Source organism: Leisingera sp. ANG49 (assembly GCF_059694505.1).
In genome coordinates this window covers 22,560-38,972 of the sequence record NZ_JCATZN010000011.1, presented here as the reverse complement: position 1 = coordinate 38,972, position 16,413 = coordinate 22,560, and the positions used below count along the sequence as shown (strand labels likewise).

Below are 16,413 nucleotides of genomic sequence, written 5' to 3'. Positions count from 1 at the left end.
TTCATTAGGACCGGAGGCAAGCGAACTTTGCTCGAGTATTTAATCATGTTGATTACCCCCGTCCTCCTGTGCGGAGGCTCCGGAACCCGTCTGTGGCCCTTGTCGCGCAAGAGCTACCCCAAGCAGTTCGTGCCCCTGATGGGGGAAGAGACCCTGTTCCAGGCCTCGGCCCGGCGGCTGGCGGGGAATGCGGGCAGCCTGCGCTTTGCCGCGCCGATGGTGCTGACCAACTCCGATTTCCGCTTCATCGTCACCGAGCAGCTGCAGGCCATCGGCATCGACCCCGGCGCCATCCTGATCGAGCCGGAGGGGCGCAACACCGCGCCTGCTGTGCTGGCCGCCGCCCTGCGCGCCCGGGCGGAAGATCCCGATGCGGTGCTGCTGGTGGCGCCCTCCGATCATGTGGTCCCCGACACCGCGGCCTTTCACGCCGCCGTCGCCAGGGGCCTTGAGGCGGTGGCTGAGGGCCGGCTGGTCACCTTCGGCATCACCCCGGCCCATGCCGAAACCGCCTATGGCTATCTCGAACTTGCCGCGGCGCCGGGGGCAGATGGCGCTGCCGTGCCGCTCAAGCAGTTCGTGGAAAAGCCGGACGCGGCCCGCGCCGCCGAAATGCTGGCGGCGGGCAATTACAAATGGAACGCGGGCATCTTCCTGTTCCGCGCCGCCGATATCATCACCGCCTTCCAGGCCCATGCGCCCGCGCTGATCGCGCCGGTGCAGGACGCGCTGGACCAGGCCAGGCCCGACCTCGGCTTCCTGCGTCTGGCGCCGGAGCCCTGGAGCGGCGCCGGGGACATCTCGATCGACTATGCGGTGATGGAAAAAGCGGACAATCTCTCGGTGGTGCCGTTTGACGCCGCCTGGTCCGACCTCGGCGGCTGGGATGCGGTCTGGCGCGAGAGCGCCCCGGATGCGGAGGGCGTCGTTACCAGCGGCGGCGCCACCGCGATCGACTGCGCCGGCACGCTGCTGCGCGCCGACAGCGAGCGGCTGGAGCTGGTCGGCATCGGCCTTCGGAACATCATGGCGGTGGCGATGAACGACGCGGTGCTGGTCGCCGACAAATCCCGCGCCCAGGACGTCAAGCTGGCGGTGGCGGCGCTGAAGAAGAAGGGCGCCGCCCAGGCCACCGAGTTCCCCAAGGATCACCGCCCCTGGGGCTGGTTCGAGAGCCTGGCGGTTGGCGACCGCTTCCAGGTCAAGCGGATCCTGGTGCACCCGGGCGCGGCGCTGAGCCTGCAAAGCCATGTGCACCGCTCCGAGCACTGGATCGTGGTCGAGGGCACCGCCAAAGTGACGGTGAATGACGAGGTGAAACTGGTGACCGAAAACGAAAGCATCTATGTGCCGCTGGGCGCGGTGCACCGGATGGAGAACCCCGGCAAGGTGCCGATGGTGCTGATCGAGGTGCAGACCGGCGCCTATGTCGGCGAGGATGACATCATCCGCTACGAAGATGTCTACGCACGCGGGTAACTGGAAAGATCCTTGATAATGAGTACGCCTGCGGGATCGGTTCTCTATCTCTCGCCCTATTTCTGGCCCGAGGAGATCGGCTCGGCCCCCTATTGCCGGGAGCTGGCGGAATATCTGGCGGAACGGGGCTATGCGGTTTCGGCCCTGACGTTCCGCCCGCATTACCCCAGCATAGAGCCTTTCGGAGATTGGGCGGACGGCGCCCGCGACCGCGAGCGGCTTGGCCGCATCGCCATCGAACGCGTCCCGGTGCAGGCGCGCGGCGCCGGCGGGTTCAGGGACCGGGTCCGGAACGACCTGCGGTTCCTGCGCCGGGCGGTCTGGCATGCGCTGCGCGGCACCCACCGCAAGACCGGCGCCATCATCGCCTATATCCCAAGCGTTCTCACCCTCTACGGGGCGATGGCGCTGAAGCTGCGCTCCGGCGCCCCGGTCATTGCCGTGGTCCATGATATCGAAAGCGGCCTGGCCGCCTCGCTGGGCATCGCGTCCCATCCGCTGATGCTGAAGCTGATGCGCCTGGCGGAGCGGATCGGTCTCAGCTTCGCGGATGAAGTTGTGGTGCTGACCGAGGGCATGAAGCGGGAGCTTGAGGAGATCGGCTGCAGGAAGCCCGTCACGGTGCTGCCGATCTGGTCGCAGGCGGCCGAAGAAGCCCCGGTCGACCCGGCCGCCCCGGTGCGGGTGATGTATTCCGGGAACTTCGGCAAGAAGCAGAACCTGGACCAGCTCCTGCCGCTGCTGTCGCATCTGTCGGACACCATGCCGGAGGTTGAAATCGTGATGCGGGGCGGCGGCTCGGAACGCCCGCGGATCGAGGCGGAAGCCGCCCGGCGCGGCCTCGCCAAGGCCCGTTTCCTGGAGCTGGCCCCGGCGGAGGAATTCATGGCCTCGCTGCAGAGCGCAAATGTCCATCTGGTGCCCCAGGCCCTGAACGTGGCGAATTATGCGCTGCCCTCCAAGCTGTTCTCGATCATGTCGGCCGGCCGCCCCTATGTCTGCATCGCCGAACCGGGCAGCCCGCTGGATGTCCTGGCCCGGGAGTCCGGCGCCGGCATCTGTGTCTACCCGGATGACGAGGCCCGCCTCTGCACCGAGGCGGCAGAGCTTCTGAGCGATCCGGCGCGGCAGCAGCGCATGGGCGAGGCCGGCCGGGCCTATGTGCAGCAGCACATGAACCGCACCACCATCTTCAACAGCTACGAAGCCATCCTGCGGCGCCTGGCGGGCGCCTCCCGGGAGCAGCGCATTGCGGAGGCAGAACAATGAAAAAGGCACTCATCACCGGCGTCACGGGCCAGGACGGTTCTTATCTGGCGGAGTTTCTGCTGGAAAAGGGCTATGAGGTGCACGGGATCAAGCGCCGGGCCTCGTCGTTCAACACCCAGCGGGTCGATCACATCTACCAGGACCCGCATGTGGACAACGCCCGCTTCAAGCTGCATTACGGCGATCTGACCGACAGCTCGAACCTGACCCGGATCATCCAGGACGTGCAGCCCGACGAGGTCTATAACCTCGGCGCCCAGAGCCATGTGGCGGTGTCCTTCGAGAGCCCGGAATACACCGCCGATGTGGATGCCATGGGCACCCTGCGGCTCTTGGAGGCGATCCGCTTCCTCGGGCTGGAGCAGAAGACCCGCTTCTACCAGGCCTCGACCTCGGAGCTTTACGGCCTGGTGCAGGAGACGCCGCAGCGCGAGACCACGCCGTTCTACCCGCGCTCGCCTTATGCGGTGGCCAAGCTTTATTCCTACTGGATCACGGTCAATTACCGCGAGGCCTATGGCATGTATGCCTGCAACGGCATCCTGTTCAACCACGAGAGCCCGCGCCGCGGCGAGACCTTCGTGACCCGCAAGATCACCCGCGGGCTGGCCAATATCGCGCAAGGGCTGGAGCCCTGCCTCTACATGGGCAACATCGATGCGCTGCGCGACTGGGGCCATGCCAAGGACTATGTGCGGATGCAGTGGATGATGCTGCAGCAGGATCAGGCCGAGGATTTCGTCATTGCCACCGGCAAGCAGTATTCGGTGCGCCAGTTCATCGCCTGGTCCGCCGCCGAGCTGGGGGTGCATCTGGAGTTCTCCGGCAGCGGCGTGGAGGAGATTGCCACCGTCGCGGCGGTCGAGGGCGGCAAGGCTCCGGCGCTGAAGCCCGGCGATGTGGTGATGCGGATCGACCCGCGCTATTTCCGCCCGGCGGAGGTGGAAACGCTGCTGGGCGACCCCGCCAAGGCCAAGGAGAAGCTGGGCTGGGTGCCGGAGATCACCACGCAGCAGATGTGCGCCGAGATGGTAGCCGAGGACCTGAAAACCGCCCGCCGCCACGCGCTGCTGAAAGAGCACGGCATGGCGGTGCCGGTCAGCGTCGAAGGCTGAGGGGAGCGCCATGGCCTATGACCTGAAGGGAAAACGTGTGTTTGTCGCGGGCCACCGCGGCATGGTCGGCGCCGCCGTAGTGCGCCGCCTGGCAGCAGAAGACTGCGAGGTTATCACTGCGGCCCGCACCGAACTCGACCTGGTGGACCAGGCGGCCGTCAAGGCTTGGATGCAGGCGCAGCGCCCCGATGCCATCGTCATGGCGGCAGCCAAGGTCGGCGGCATCAAGGCCAACAGCGATTTTCCGGTGGATTTCCTCTATCAGAACCTGATGATCGAGGCGAACCTCGCCCAAGCAGCCCATGAGGCAGATGTGGAGCGGTTCCTGTTCCTCGGCTCCTCCTGCATCTACCCCAAGTTTGCGCCCCAGCCGATCCCCGAGGACAGCCTGCTGACCGGCGCGCTGGAGCCCACCAATGAATGGTACGCCGTTGCCAAAATCGCAGGCATCAAGCTGATGCAAGCCTACCGGCAGCAATACGGCCGCGACTGGATCTCGGCGATGCCGACCAATCTCTACGGCCCGGGTGACAATTACGACCTGAACTCGTCCCATGTGCTGCCGGCGCTCTTGCGCAAGTTTCACGAGGCCAAGAAAGCGGGCGCCGCTTCGGTGGAGCTGTGGGGCTCCGGCACGCCGCTGCGCGAGTTCATGCATTGCGACGACCTGGCGGATGCGCTGGTGTTCCTGCTGAAGACCTACTCCGGCTTTGACCATGTGAACGTGGGATCCGGTGCGGAGGTCACCATCCGCGAACTGGCCGAAACCATTGCCCGGGTGGTAGGCTACGGGGCGGAACTGGTGTTTGATGCAACCAAGCCGGACGGCACGCCGCGCAAACTGATGGACAGCTCCCGGCTGCATGCCATGGGCTGGAACAATTCCCGTTCGCTGGAAGAGGGTATTGGCCATACTTACTGCCATTGGCTCCAGAACGCCTGATTTAGAACTAGGAAACACGTTATGAATATTCAGACGGCTGCTTTGAAAGCACCCCGGGTGGCTCTTGTCGGCGGGCAATGGGCCCAGAATGTCGGCAACGCCTTCTTCAATCTGGGCGGCGAATACGTGCTCAAACGCGTTTTCGGGGAAGATGCAGTCGGTTACTTCCAGGATCAGCCGAACTACCGCACGCTGCACAACAAATTCAAAGGCAACCCGGACAATTACGTCGATTTCGTCAAATATCTGGATATCGACTATCTGGTGCTGCAAGGACCGGTGCTGAATGCCTGGATGGCCGCCAGCTGGGAAAAGACGTTCAAGGCGCTGCAGGAACGCGGCACCAAGATCATCCTCCTGTCCTGCGCCTTTTTCAAATTCACCGGCAGTGAGATCGCCAAGGTCAAGGCCTTCCTCGAAGCATACCCGCCGGCCCTGATCTCCACCCGGGATGACAAATCTTATGGCATTCTGAAGGACTGGCTTCCCGGCGTTCCGAAATACAACGGGATCGACTCCGGATTCTTCCTCAACCGCTGCGTCACCCCGTTCAGGACCCGCGGCGGCACGCCATACATGGCGATGAATTTCGACCGCTACCCGGAGCCGAGCATCTCCGAAAGCGCCTTTGATGCAGGTAAGTTCCGGACCATGAAGATCGAACTGGAAGGATCAGCCTATCATCTCGGGATCCCGAACTTTCTCGACAAATCCGCGCATAAGGGCAAGATCCGCAGCTACTTTGCCGACCTGACCGACCGCCGCAAGCTGCCGGAGACCTTTGCCGGCCGGATGGTGGTGCGCCCGGAGCACCGCTTCTTCCCGCATGTCACCCACAAGATCTACCGCCAGCCCAATGCCACCGCATCGGACGAGCCCTGGACCTACATCAACATCTACGCCAATGCGGATTTCACCCTCTCCGACCGGGTTCATGCCTGTGTGGCAACCCTGGCCTTCGGCAGCCCGGCGATGCTTTTCACGCCAAGCCCGCGCTCAGCGCTGTTCGGCCGTGTCGGCCTCGAAGACATCAAGACCCGGCTGGTGACCCTGGATCTGGATTACCTGCACGATGAACAGGAAAAAGAAATCGCCTGGCTGACAAATCAGCTGACCTGATCCGCTATTGAGCCTGTCCGTGACAAAGCTAATCTACGCAAATACGCCCGTTACCGCATTACCGAAACGAGAGCAGATGAATGGCATATTCGTCCAGTCGATCCTGTTCTTGTTCCCCATGCCCTACATGGCTTTTGCTGTCACCTACGGCGATGAGCTGATCTATCGGGGCATGTTTCTGTTGTGGATGCTGTATTCCAACCTGGTCATTCTTATGACGGGTTTCAGCCGGAAGAAACTGTCGGGCGAGTTCAAAATTATCGCGCTGATCCTGGGCATTAATATCATCAGCTCATGCCTCTACAACGTCATCGAATTGTCGGCAATTGATATCTCGGCGGTCATCAAAGTCGTGATCCTTCTCAACGCGCTTTATATCTTTGAGACGATGACCGGTCGGCCGGTGCAGAATGTGTTCCGGGCTGCCGCCCCTCTTGCTGCACTTTTGATCATCATTTCGATGGTGCATTTCCTCCTTTTTCCAACCAAAGCCTTCACCCGGTATCTCTACTTCTCGATCCATCCGAATCTGGGTGGAGAGCTTCTGTTTGCTTGCGTGGCATTGCTGTATCTGCGCGGGACCTCCTGGCTGCTGCTGTTTTGCGGGGTGCTGGCGCTGATCGGGACACATTTCTTGCAATCCCGCTCAGCGTTGCTTGCGGTGGTTATCGTGCTCTTCTTTGCCTTTGGCGGCCAGACCCTCCGCCTGCTGCGCAACAACGCAGGCATTGGCATGCTGATGCTGGTGCTGAGCGGCATTTTGGCATTCTTTATCTATACGCAGGCCGGCAACGCGCTGATCACGGATGCGGTCACTTTTGTAGCCGACCGGGTTCTGCTTTTGAACGATCAGCATCGCGGAATCGGATCGGGCCTGTCGGGCCGGGATGAAACTTGGAAACTGGCCTTTAGCCTCTTTGTCGAGAGGCCCGTGCTGGGGGTAGGCATCGACCAGTCAGGAGCCACTGATACAGGTGCTAAAATCCACACTGGCCCATTTGTGATCTTTGCCGAATTCGGGTCGTTGGGGCTCATTTTGCTGTTTCTCCTCATGCGAGCCACTTGGCGAAGCTACTTTCGGAACTTCAGGGTTTTCGTTGTGCTGCTGGCTAGCTTGGTTGTCTTTTTGTTCCAAGCCCGCGGGCTGAACCTGAATATCTTTCCGCTGCTCATGTGGATTATGGTTTTGCCCTGGCGCTCCGCTGGCTCTGCACAAGCGCCACAGGAGCGGAGCCTGAAATCATGCGCGGCCTGACACCATGACATCTTTTCTGCGCCGATTGATCATTTATGGGACGGACAACGGGCTGGCGGCGCTTTTTGGCATCTCCGTCCTGTCGGTGGCAGCAATAAAGTATGATGCCGCCACCGTCGGTAATTTGGCTTTATCAATCGCCGTGGTTACGGTTCTTCAGCCGATTGCGGCAATTGGCTTGCCCAACTTGATTTATGCAAGGGTCGCCGCCCGCGCGGGGGGCGCTTCGGCCGGTCTTTTACGCCTTGCAATTCCCGTCTTCGGGCTGGGGGGGCTGGTTTATTTGCTGGTTGGAGGCGGAATTTTCCTGATCGATGGCAGCGGCTTTCTATGGCTTTATATGATTTGCGGAATACGGCTTCCATTTGCCTTCGGGGAGCTTATTCGCTCGAAATACCGAGGGAAAAATCAACCCGAAGCCTATATCCGTTATCGCATAATCTCGCTTGCGCTGGCTTTTTGCATGCTGTGCGGGGTGTATTTCAGCGATGCCGGCCCACTCTTTCTGGCAGGAGTGTGGACCGCTGAATGGGTTGTTTTCGCCTGCTTGCTTTTCCTAGCCGCCCGCCGGGTTGCAGCCCGTTTGCCATCGGTGCGCACCCTGGCAACCTCAGTCAATAAAAGTTCAGGGCTCATGCTGCAGGCGTTAATGGTCTCGGTCTACTACCGGTTCGATCAGATTTATGTTGGGCAGTTCTTCGAAGCTGGCGATTTGGCTGTTTATTCCATTGGCGCCCGCTTTGCCGAGGCGGGGAACATGGCGTTCAGCCTCATTGGCCTCACATTCGGGCCGCGCATTGTGGCTGAATGGCACCGTGGCAGCCTGTCCGGAGCAGCCAAATTTCTGCTTCTTGGGGTGGCGCTCTGTTCAGTAGGGCTGAGCATTGGTGCCTATTACGGCGGAGATGAACTCCTGACGTGGATGATTGGCCCTGATTATGCTGCTTCGCGTGACATCATGGCAGTCTATTTTTTATCGACCTGCTTTACAGTTTACGGGTTTCTTGGCACCCAGATGGTGGTTGCCTCAGGGCGGCTTCGCGCCCCGTTTTATTCAGGTCTGGCAGGCGCTTTGAGCTGCGTCGTACTAACCATTCTCATTTGCAGCTTCGCCGGTCCGGTCGGTGCGGCCTATGCAACGGTAGCCAGCTATGGGATTGCAGCGGGGATCCTCTGGCTGACGGCAATTATAGCAAAAAGGACCAATGCATGACGGTTGCTTCAGATCCAGCCTCCAAGACCCCAGAAGAATGCCAAGAAGCTCCTTTCTTCGAAATTGTTACTGTTGTTTGGCACGATCAGCCGGGACTGGCCCGTACGCGCGAGACGGTGATGAGTCAGAGTTTTCACAACTGGCGCTGGCACATAATCGATGGCGCATCGAGTGATGACACACTTGCGGCGCTCGAAGGGCTTGATGATGATCCACGAGTGGTCATCACCTCGGAACCGGACAAAGGTTTGTATGACGCCATGAATAAGGGCATTCTGGCAGCCGAGGGGCGTTATGTGAACCTGCTCAATGCAGGGGATGTCTATACCGATGCTGATGTGCTCAAGGATGTTCAGGCGGTTTTAACGGCGCAACCGGTGGATATGCTCTTTGGAGGGCAAATCAAATGCTATCCGAATGGGGAGAAAATGTGTTTCGGCCCGCATGAGGCAGATGCCTGGATGCGGTATAGCCTGCCGGCTTCGCACCAAGCGATATTCGTGCGCGGGCCGCTGCACAAGGCCTGGCTTTACCGTGATGATATGAAAGTCGCCGCTGATTACCGCTGTATCGCCGAGATTTACAACTCTGGAGCGAGCTGCTTGAGTGTGGAGCGACCAATCATCTATTCTGACAAAAGCACTGACAGCACGACTTTCCGCTTTCCATGGCAGCATATTCGGGAATGCGCGGCCACGCAGCGTGAAGTTTTCAGTCTCGGAAGGATGCGTATCCTTAAGGGCGCCTTGCGGCGCATGCTTCCAATCCTCTATTGGCGGCTAAGTTCAGTCATCCCCGGAATGGGGATCATACTCGAAGCTGCCGGCAGGGGACACCGGGCAAAATAGCGGCCACTGAACCGGGCTGTGGATTCAATCCAAGCCGTCAACCCAAAAAACCATCGCGTCAGAACATGAACGGCCGGCCCGAACTTTCCAGATCTGCATGCGGGCTGAATCAATCCGCAATCGCATTCACCGGCGCAGTGATCAGCGAGGGGGTGATCTGGTCGATGGTGCGGCCCCAGCGGGTCACCGGGTTTTCCGCCACGAACACGATGTCATCGGGGCGCAGCTCGAAACGGGCGGCCAGCGGCAGATGCGCGGCGTTGCGCACGTCCAGGTGCCAGGCGGTCACCGCGCCGAACTCGCGCACGTCCTGCGCAGCGCGCAGCACATAAACCTGGCTGGCGTCGCCGGTCTCCTTGGCGATGCCGCCGCCGGTGTCGAACAGCGCATCCGCCAGCGTGGCCTTATGCCCGAAAGGCAGCGTGTAGCGGCCCTGGGTGCGGACCTCGCCGCTGAGATAGACGTAATCCCGCTCCACCGCGTCCAGCTCCAGCGCCTGGGCGAAGTTCTCCCGCCGCTCGTCCAGGTCGGCGCGGCGCAGGGTGAGGGCGGCGGTCAGTTCATCAATCGCAGCGCGGCGGCCCGCCAGCGTGGTCTGCTGCAGCTGGATCTGCTGGGCGAAGTAGCGCTCGGCGCGGCTGAGATCGTAATCGGTATCCACAAACACCGAGTCATCCGCCAAGAGCTTGAGGCGCTGCAATTCGGAGCGGGCATAAAGGTCCTCCAGCGGGATCTGGTACATGGCGCCGTCGCGGTAGATCCTGACCGAGCTCACATCGATATCACCCACCGAGACCGAACCTGCGGCGGCCAGCGCTTCGCCCAGGGTGAGCGGCGTCAGGGTGATCGGGTAGACGCCGGGCTGGCCGACGGCGCCGCCGACCGAGACCCGGCGGGAGTTGAACTCGGCGACCTCGAGGCTGAAGGTCGGGTCGATCTGGCTTTCCACCAGGCGCTGGAACAGCAGCGCCTCGGCCTCGTCCACGGTGAGGCCGGCAACCCGCACCCGGCCCACGTCCGGGATATTGATCGAGCCGTCATCCTGCACCGTGTAGCCGTTGCGGCTGTTCTGCGCCGCCAGCAGCCCCGACAGCTCTGCCACCGTGCCTTGCGTCGACGGCGTCGACAGCACCAGCACATCGCCGGTGCCGATGGTATAGGGGCCGGGGTCCACAGCCGGCGGCGGGTCCAGCCGCAGCCCCTGGCGGCTGCCGTCCTGGGTCGAGGGCGCGTCGGGCAGCGGGCCCAGGCCGCGCGGGCTGGCGCCGGCGCCCGAGCCTGCGGAGATCTGGAACACGGCCGGCAGGGTCTTGGGCTGATAGGCGGCGCGGTTGGCGACCAGCACGGTCTCCGGCGTCACCGCCACCACCCGCACCTTGCCGGCGTCCGACACCCCCGCCTTCACGGCGGGGCTGCGGTAGATGGTCGAGCAGCCGGAGGCCAGGGCGGCCAGGGCCAGGGCGCTGAGGGCAAGGGAAATGCGGCGCACGATGCGTCCTCCAATCAACTTACATTCAATTCTCATCCGGCACCGTCTTCATGAAGAGGTTGCCCAGGAAACTGCCGGTCCACTGCGAGGACTGCAACACCGCCCCCTGCCGGACCCAATAGGTATTTGTGAAGCTTTCCGCCAGCCCGTGGCAGCGCTCCTCCAGCTTCTGCACCACCACCGGCACGCCGCGCAGGAAGATGCTCTCCGCGCCCGCATGCGTCACCTGGCACCGGTAGGCGTGCAGCTCGATCTGGTCGTTGCCATTGAGGAAGCTGTGGAACCGCTCCGCGGTGCCCTCGCCTGCCGCCAGCACCAGATCCGCGCTGTGCCGCACATCCGAGGCCGCCAGGCCGGAGCCGAAGCCCTTGGCAGAGGTGAGAAACCCCTGCCTGAGCGTGATGGTTGCGCCATCGGCGGTGAGCCAGGTCTGCACGCCCGCGCGTTCGGTCTCCAGGAGCATGACACCGCTCAGATCGCGGGTCGGGAAAGCCACCTCCAGCCGCGGCGGGATCGGCCGGACAGAGGCCAGCGCCGAGGCGCGCGGGTGGAACCGGGGCGCATCCGGCTGCAGCGCGCCGCGCAAGAGATCGAGGTCGTCCTTTGCATCGCCGCAGGAGATCAGCAGCAGGCACAGCAGGGCACCGCAGAGCTGTTTCATCGCAGGAACCTCCCCCAGCCTTTGACCAGCTGCTGGGCGCGCGCCTCGCGGGTGACGCCATAAAGCCGGTTGCGCACGTTGAGCCGGGCGCCGCCATCGCGCAGCACCGGGCGGATCACCTGCGCCAGCCGGTCGCGCGACGGGCGGCCGGTCAGCCAGGACACCGGGATCTCCAGCCGGATCCCCTTGTCGAAACTGCCTTCGCCGAAGTCGCTGAACCCCACCGAGGTCAGGGTGAAGAAGGCGCCGACCTTGAAGCCATTGGCAAATTCCCGGTCCAGGGTGACGGTGGCGCCGTAATCGCCCGCCAGGTAGCGGCCGGCATCGATCTGGGCGTGATACTCCCCCGGCAGATCGTAATAGGCCGACAGATGGCCGGTCACGGTGGAATAGTCCTGAAAGCCGAACAGCACGTCGAAATCGCGCTGGCGCACATAGTTCAGCTCAGCCCCCAGGGCCAGGCGGCTGTTGGCCGGGAACCACAGCAGCTCCCCCGACAGCCCGCCGTACATGGTCTCCAGATAGCCCAGCGTGGCGCGGGCATAGAGGTTTTCGCCGGGCCGCCAGATGTATTCGCCGGTCAGATGCTCGATGCGCAGGTCGGACTGCTGGGCATAAAGCCCCCAGTCCGAGCGCACCCGCTGGATCACCGAGTTGGACTGGCGCTGGCTGTCATCCAGATTGCCGGCCGCGGGCTGGCGCAGCCCGGCGGACAGGGTCAGCCCCGGCGACAGCGTGTAATCCAGCCCCAGCTGGGCGCCGATCTCATAGCGCAGCGGCGCGTCCGGGTCGAAGAAAGAGGCCTGCAGATAGGGGCCGAAACGGTAGCTGAAATGCGGATAGGCACCGCTTGTGAAGCCGCCCTTGACCAGGGAGATGCTGTCGGAGACCTCGGCGCGGGCAAAGCTGCGCCAGGCGCCGTCGGGATCATGTTCCAGCTCATAAAGGTCATTGCGGGCAATCCGCACCGCGCTGAGCGGCACCCCGTTTGCCATCAGCGCGATGTCAAAGCCCTGCACCCGGGCGGGCTGGGTATTTGCCAGCACCCGGGCGGTGCGGCCGATGGCCTGGGCGGCCTGGCGGTAACGGGTGTTTTCCACCCCGATGCGCAGGCTGTCCCCGCCGCTCTCCAGATAGACCAGCCGCAGCCCTTCCTGCGCGAGGGCCTGCGCCAGCACCTGCCGGCGGCGGGCGGCAGCGGCGGGCGCGTCCGGCAGATTCCAGCTGGCCAGCGCCGCCTGGTCCGCCGGCAGCAGGGGCGGCGGTGCCGCCCCCTGCCCGCCTGGCGCCACGCTCTGGCGCGGGTCGATAAAATAGCTGTAATTGATCCCCAGGGTGCTGCCGTACAGATAAGAGGCAGTCAGCTGCGCGCCGTTTTTGAACCGGTACTGGAGGCCGAAATTGAACGGCGAATTGAGCTCGAAACTGGATCTGGATGTTTCCTGAGTATAGAGGTCCGGGGAGTATTCCGCGAGCAGGGTCAAACGGTCGTTCCAGGCCCAGCTGGCACCGCCAAACAGCGCTGCATCGCCGCGGAACCAATTACCGAAATCCAGCTGGCCGGTCTCTGAGATGCCGCCCGCTCCGGATGCTTCCCTTGTTTTGAACCTATCGGAAATCAGACCCAGAGGATTCGAAAAACTGCCGCGCCCTGCCATACGCCCCCAACCGATACCGCCCGTGACCTTGAACCGGTCCCGAAAGGTTTTGGTCGCAACCACATACTCGGCAGCATTTACCCCAGTGCCACCGAAGTCCCGAAGGCCAAGGACAATCGCAGGGCCGTTCCGGGTCTCATGCCGCAGGCGGAAATGGAGATCGAAGTTCCTGTCGTAAAGGCGGTCGTGCACGTCCGACAGCCCCTTGATGGCGCCGTAGCGGAAACTGCCATGCACCCAGGGCAACAACTGGAAAGTCATGGTGCTGCGCAGTGTCCCGTCAAATCCTCCCGCAGTGAACACCAAGTCGCCATCCTCAAACATCTCTGCTGTTGGGATCTCGATCAGACCTGGAGTGCCATAGGTAGAAACACTTTGCGCAGCAAGCTGCGCAGGGGGCGCCAGCATCAGCGCTGCCAGCAGCAAATGCCGTCCCTGAAGTCTCCGTTGTCTCATAACGCTTTAAAAATCACTTCTGCCCGCCCCTCCCATATCGGTTTTCCGGCGGGCTGTCCTGCCGCCGATCTGGAAGGTCAAAATTGTCTCCCGCCTGTGGCGAATCTGCCTGTCTCATTGCGCGTTTTGGGGACGCGCTGCAACCCTTGCCTGCACCGCTGCGGCGCAGGCCTGCCGGAGACCGGGCCAAGCGGCTGGCTTGCAGACGGAACACCGCAAAAAAGCAAAGCATGGCGGGCTTTTGCAGCCGTGCAGCATTCTCAGGACAACACGGGCATGATAGGCTCGCCCCGGATAGGTTTAGGAGATTGACGATGATCCGGATTACCCTCTTGGCACTGGCCTTGTCGGCAACCGCTGCTGCGGCCCAGACCGCCGGCCAGGACGACTGTGAAGAAAACCAGACCAGCAACAGCGACGAGTGCATCGGCGCTGTGGTCGACGCCGGGGAAGCCGCCGCAGCTGCGGAAGCGGAAGGCGTCACCGGCTTTGTGCCGCTGGTGGCTCCGGCCCTGGGCGCCGCTGCGGCAGCAGCCGGCGTTGCGGCGGCGGCGGGCGGCGGCTCCACCCCCTCCACCACCAGCACCGTCAGCACCACAAACTGACTCAGACAAACGGTCTGAAAAAGGAACGGCGCCCCCCAGATGGGGACGCGCCGTTCCTGCAGCCATCTGCTCAGGCATGATGCCTCAGCTGACGTAGTATTTCGAGCCGTAGTCGCCGTAGCTGTAGCCGTACTGCTTCATCCGGCGGGTGTTGATCTGGCCCAGAATCATCCCGGCCAGGCGCTGGTTGTCGGTGTGGAACAGGCGCAGGGCTTCCGCCACATCCTGCTCCGCGGTGCCGTCCCATTTCACCGCCAGCAATACCGCATCCGCATTGCGGGCAATCAGCCGCGCATCGGAGACGACCAGCACCGGCGGCGTGTCGATCAGGATCACGTCATAGCGCTGCCGCATTTCCTCCAGAAAGCTGCGGAACCGCTCCGAGGCGAACAGGTCGGCGGCATTGGCCGAGGTCTTCTCCCCCGCCAGCACGTCGCAGCCCAGCAGCGGATCCTGGAAGATCGCCTCGTTGGCCGGAAGATCGCCTGCCAGCACCGAGACAATGCCCTGCGGCGGCACGTCCTTCAGCTGCGCGGTCAGGGTCCGGCGCCGGATGTCGCCCTCGACCAGCAGAACTTTCTTGCCGATGCCCACAAAGTTCTGCGCCAGCGCCAGCGCATTGGTGGTCTTGCCTTCGCCCGGCAGCGAGGAGGTCATCACCACCACCTGCGGCGGGTTGTCCACATTGGACAGCATCAGCGAAGTGCGCAGGTTGCGCACCGCCTCCGCGGTGGCCGAAGAGGGTTTCTCGGCCAGGTATTCCAGCACCTTGCGGCGGCCGCTGGCCGGGAACACCGGGATCTGACCCAGCACGCTGCAGCCGGTCTTGCGCTCCAGCTCCCGGGCGGAGCGGAACCCCTGCCGCCTTGCTTCCATCAGCAGCACAATGCCCGCCCCCAGCATCAGCCCCAGGATGCCGCTCATGGTGAGGATCAGGGATTTCCTGGGCGCCGAGGGCCGCAGCGGGATCACCGCCCGCGACAGCAGGCGGCTGTCGGCCTTCTGGATGCCCTCCTGGGCCGAGGTCTCCTTGAGGCGGGCCAGCAAATATTCATAGAGCAGCCGCACCGCTTCCGCTTCGCGGCTGAGCTGCTGCAGGGTGATCAGGTCCTCGCCCTGGCGGGCGGTCTGCCTGGACAGCTCCGCCTCCGACTGCACCAGCGTCTGCAGCTGCTGCGCGGCGCGGCGGGCGTCCAGCGCGGCGCGGGCCAGCAGCCGCTGGAAGGCGGTGTCAAAGGCGGCCCTGCCCGCGGCGGTCTCCGCCTGCTCCAGCAGCCGCTGCAATTGCCGGTCCTGGCTGATCTCCGCCTGCGCCTCCCGGGTGCCCGCCGCGCGCAGCCCGTCATAGCGCGCCTGCGCGGCCTCCGCCGCGGTGCCGGCCTGGGCAATGCGCTCGCGCAGGTCCTTCAGCTGCACCTCCTGCGCCTGCAGCGCCTCCGGCGACACCAGCGCGGTGGCGGCGTTGAATTCACTGGCCTTGGCCTCGGCGGCTTCCAGATCCGCCTTCAGCTCCGCCACCCGGGTGGTCAGCCAGGTTGTCGCCTGTTCGGTGGCGTCAAACTTCACCTCGATCTGGTTGAGGATGTAGAGATCGACGATGGTGTCCGCGATCAGCGCCGACTTGCGGGCAGATTCGGTTTCCGCCGTGACCTCGAACACCAAGGTGCTGGGAACATTGCGCACCGAAACCTTGCTCAGAAGGGTGGAGACCACACTATCCCGGGTCAGCTGCTTGACCAGCTCCTCCGGCAGCGGCGCGGATGGACGCTGCAGCCCCAGCAGCGATTTGATTCCCGATTTCACTGTCCAGACCAGCGTCCCCAGGGCAGAAGGTTCAACCAAGGCGCTGTTGAACTCCGGATCCTCCATCAGGTTCAGCTTATCCACCACCTTGCTCATCAGCCCGCGCGACTGCAGCACCTCCAGCTCGGAGTTGACCTCGGCGTAATCGCCCGACAACCCGCTGACGACGCTTTGCAGATCAACCACGCTCTGCTGCCTGGTCTCCAGTATCACCACGGCGCTGGAGGTATAAAGCGGCACCGCCGCCACAAAGGCATAGACACCGCCCAGGAAGATCGAGGCCAGGGTGGCCAGCAGCATGATCCATTTGCCGCGCCACAGGGTGGCGGCCAGGGCGCCGAGATCGATGGCATCGTCTTCCGGCGCATCACCGGGTGCCGGCCGCGGCACCGGAAAGGAAGCTTCATTCAAAGGCGATTGTTTCATGACTACCCGAAACCCGTAGGGGCCGGAGCGCGCCGCCCCGGCGTGTCAGCCCCCGCATACACGCGGCCGCTGCA

13 protein-coding genes are annotated in these 16,413 nt (G+C 63.2%); 9 read left to right on the top strand and 4 right to left on the bottom strand.

Annotation, left to right across the window (positions count from 1 at the left end; translation table 11 throughout):
- Positions 1-45 precede the first annotated feature (45 nt).
- From AC58NV_RS21695 to AC58NV_RS21660, 8 genes are read left to right on the top strand one after another with little or no spacing between them, the layout of a single operon-like run.
- Positions 46-1,479, top strand: coding sequence for a mannose-1-phosphate guanylyltransferase/mannose-6-phosphate isomerase (locus tag AC58NV_RS21695; RefSeq protein ID WP_497229003.1), 1,434 nt, complete (start codon positions 46-48; stop codon positions 1,477-1,479).
- Between the two features lie 18 nt (positions 1,480-1,497).
- Entirely contained in the window at positions 1,498-2,748 is a 1,251-nt protein-coding gene (locus tag AC58NV_RS21690; protein WP_497229002.1) for a glycosyltransferase family 4 protein, read from the top strand.
- Positions 2,745-3,863 (top strand): GDP-mannose 4,6-dehydratase, encoded by a 1,119-nt coding sequence (gene gmd / locus AC58NV_RS21685; RefSeq protein ID WP_497229001.1) that lies wholly within the window; start codon positions 2,745-2,747, stop codon positions 3,861-3,863. Before AC58NV_RS21690 ends, gmd begins: the two co-directional genes overlap by 4 nt.
- A 10-nt stretch (positions 3,864-3,873) precedes the next feature.
- Positions 3,874-4,806 (top strand): GDP-L-fucose synthase, encoded by a 933-nt coding sequence (gene fcl / locus AC58NV_RS21680; RefSeq protein WP_497229000.1) that lies wholly within the window; start codon positions 3,874-3,876, stop codon positions 4,804-4,806.
- Between the two features lie 21 nt (positions 4,807-4,827).
- Positions 4,828-5,925: a polysaccharide pyruvyl transferase family protein gene (locus AC58NV_RS21675; RefSeq protein ID WP_497228999.1), complete on the top strand. Its 1,098-nt coding sequence runs from the start codon at positions 4,828-4,830 to the stop codon at positions 5,923-5,925.
- Positions 5,926-5,944: 19 nt separating this feature from the next.
- Entirely contained in the window at positions 5,945-7,180 is a 1,236-nt protein-coding gene (locus tag AC58NV_RS21670; protein ID WP_497228998.1) for an O-antigen ligase family protein, read from the top strand.
- A gap of 4 nt (positions 7,181-7,184) precedes the next feature.
- Positions 7,185-8,393 carry an MATE family efflux transporter gene (locus AC58NV_RS21665; RefSeq protein ID WP_497228997.1) on the top strand — a complete coding sequence of 403 codons (1,209 nt, stop codon included), beginning with the start codon at positions 7,185-7,187 and terminating at the stop codon, positions 8,391-8,393.
- Positions 8,390-9,241 (top strand): glycosyltransferase, encoded by an 852-nt coding sequence (locus AC58NV_RS21660; protein ID WP_497228996.1) that lies wholly within the window; start codon positions 8,390-8,392, stop codon positions 9,239-9,241. The genes AC58NV_RS21665 and AC58NV_RS21660 overlap by 4 nt, the downstream gene beginning before the upstream one ends.
- 109 nt (positions 9,242-9,350) lie before the next feature.
- Here AC58NV_RS21660 and AC58NV_RS21655 read toward each other — a convergent pair whose 3' ends face one another.
- Genes AC58NV_RS21655 through AC58NV_RS21645 form a run of 3 tightly spaced genes read right to left on the bottom strand, consistent with a single transcriptional unit; the run spans position 9,351 to position 13,457 of the window.
- Positions 9,351-10,730, bottom strand: a complete 1,380-nt coding sequence (locus AC58NV_RS21655) for a polysaccharide biosynthesis/export family protein (RefSeq protein ID WP_497228995.1) — start codon at positions 10,728-10,730, stop codon at positions 9,351-9,353.
- 25 nt (positions 10,731-10,755) lie between these two features.
- Positions 10,756-11,391, bottom strand: a complete 636-nt coding sequence (locus tag AC58NV_RS21650; RefSeq protein WP_497228994.1) for a YjbF family lipoprotein — start codon at positions 11,389-11,391, stop codon at positions 10,756-10,758.
- Complete coding sequence (locus AC58NV_RS21645; RefSeq protein ID WP_497228993.1) at positions 11,388-13,457, bottom strand: YjbH domain-containing protein; 2,070 nt, start codon at positions 13,455-13,457, stop codon at positions 11,388-11,390. Before AC58NV_RS21645 ends, AC58NV_RS21650 begins: the two co-directional genes overlap by 4 nt.
- A gap of 362 nt (positions 13,458-13,819) precedes the next feature.
- On the opposite strand from AC58NV_RS21645, the gene AC58NV_RS21640 reads away from it, so the two are divergent.
- A complete protein-coding gene (locus AC58NV_RS21640) occupies positions 13,820-14,110 on the top strand; it encodes a hypothetical protein (RefSeq protein WP_497228992.1) in 291 nt (96 codons plus the stop codon).
- An 84-nt stretch (positions 14,111-14,194) separates the two neighbouring features.
- Here AC58NV_RS21640 and AC58NV_RS21635 read toward each other — a convergent pair whose 3' ends face one another.
- Positions 14,195-16,339: a GumC family protein gene (locus AC58NV_RS21635; RefSeq protein ID WP_497228991.1), complete on the bottom strand. Its 2,145-nt coding sequence runs from the start codon at positions 16,337-16,339 to the stop codon at positions 14,195-14,197.
- Positions 16,340-16,413 lie beyond the last annotated feature (74 nt).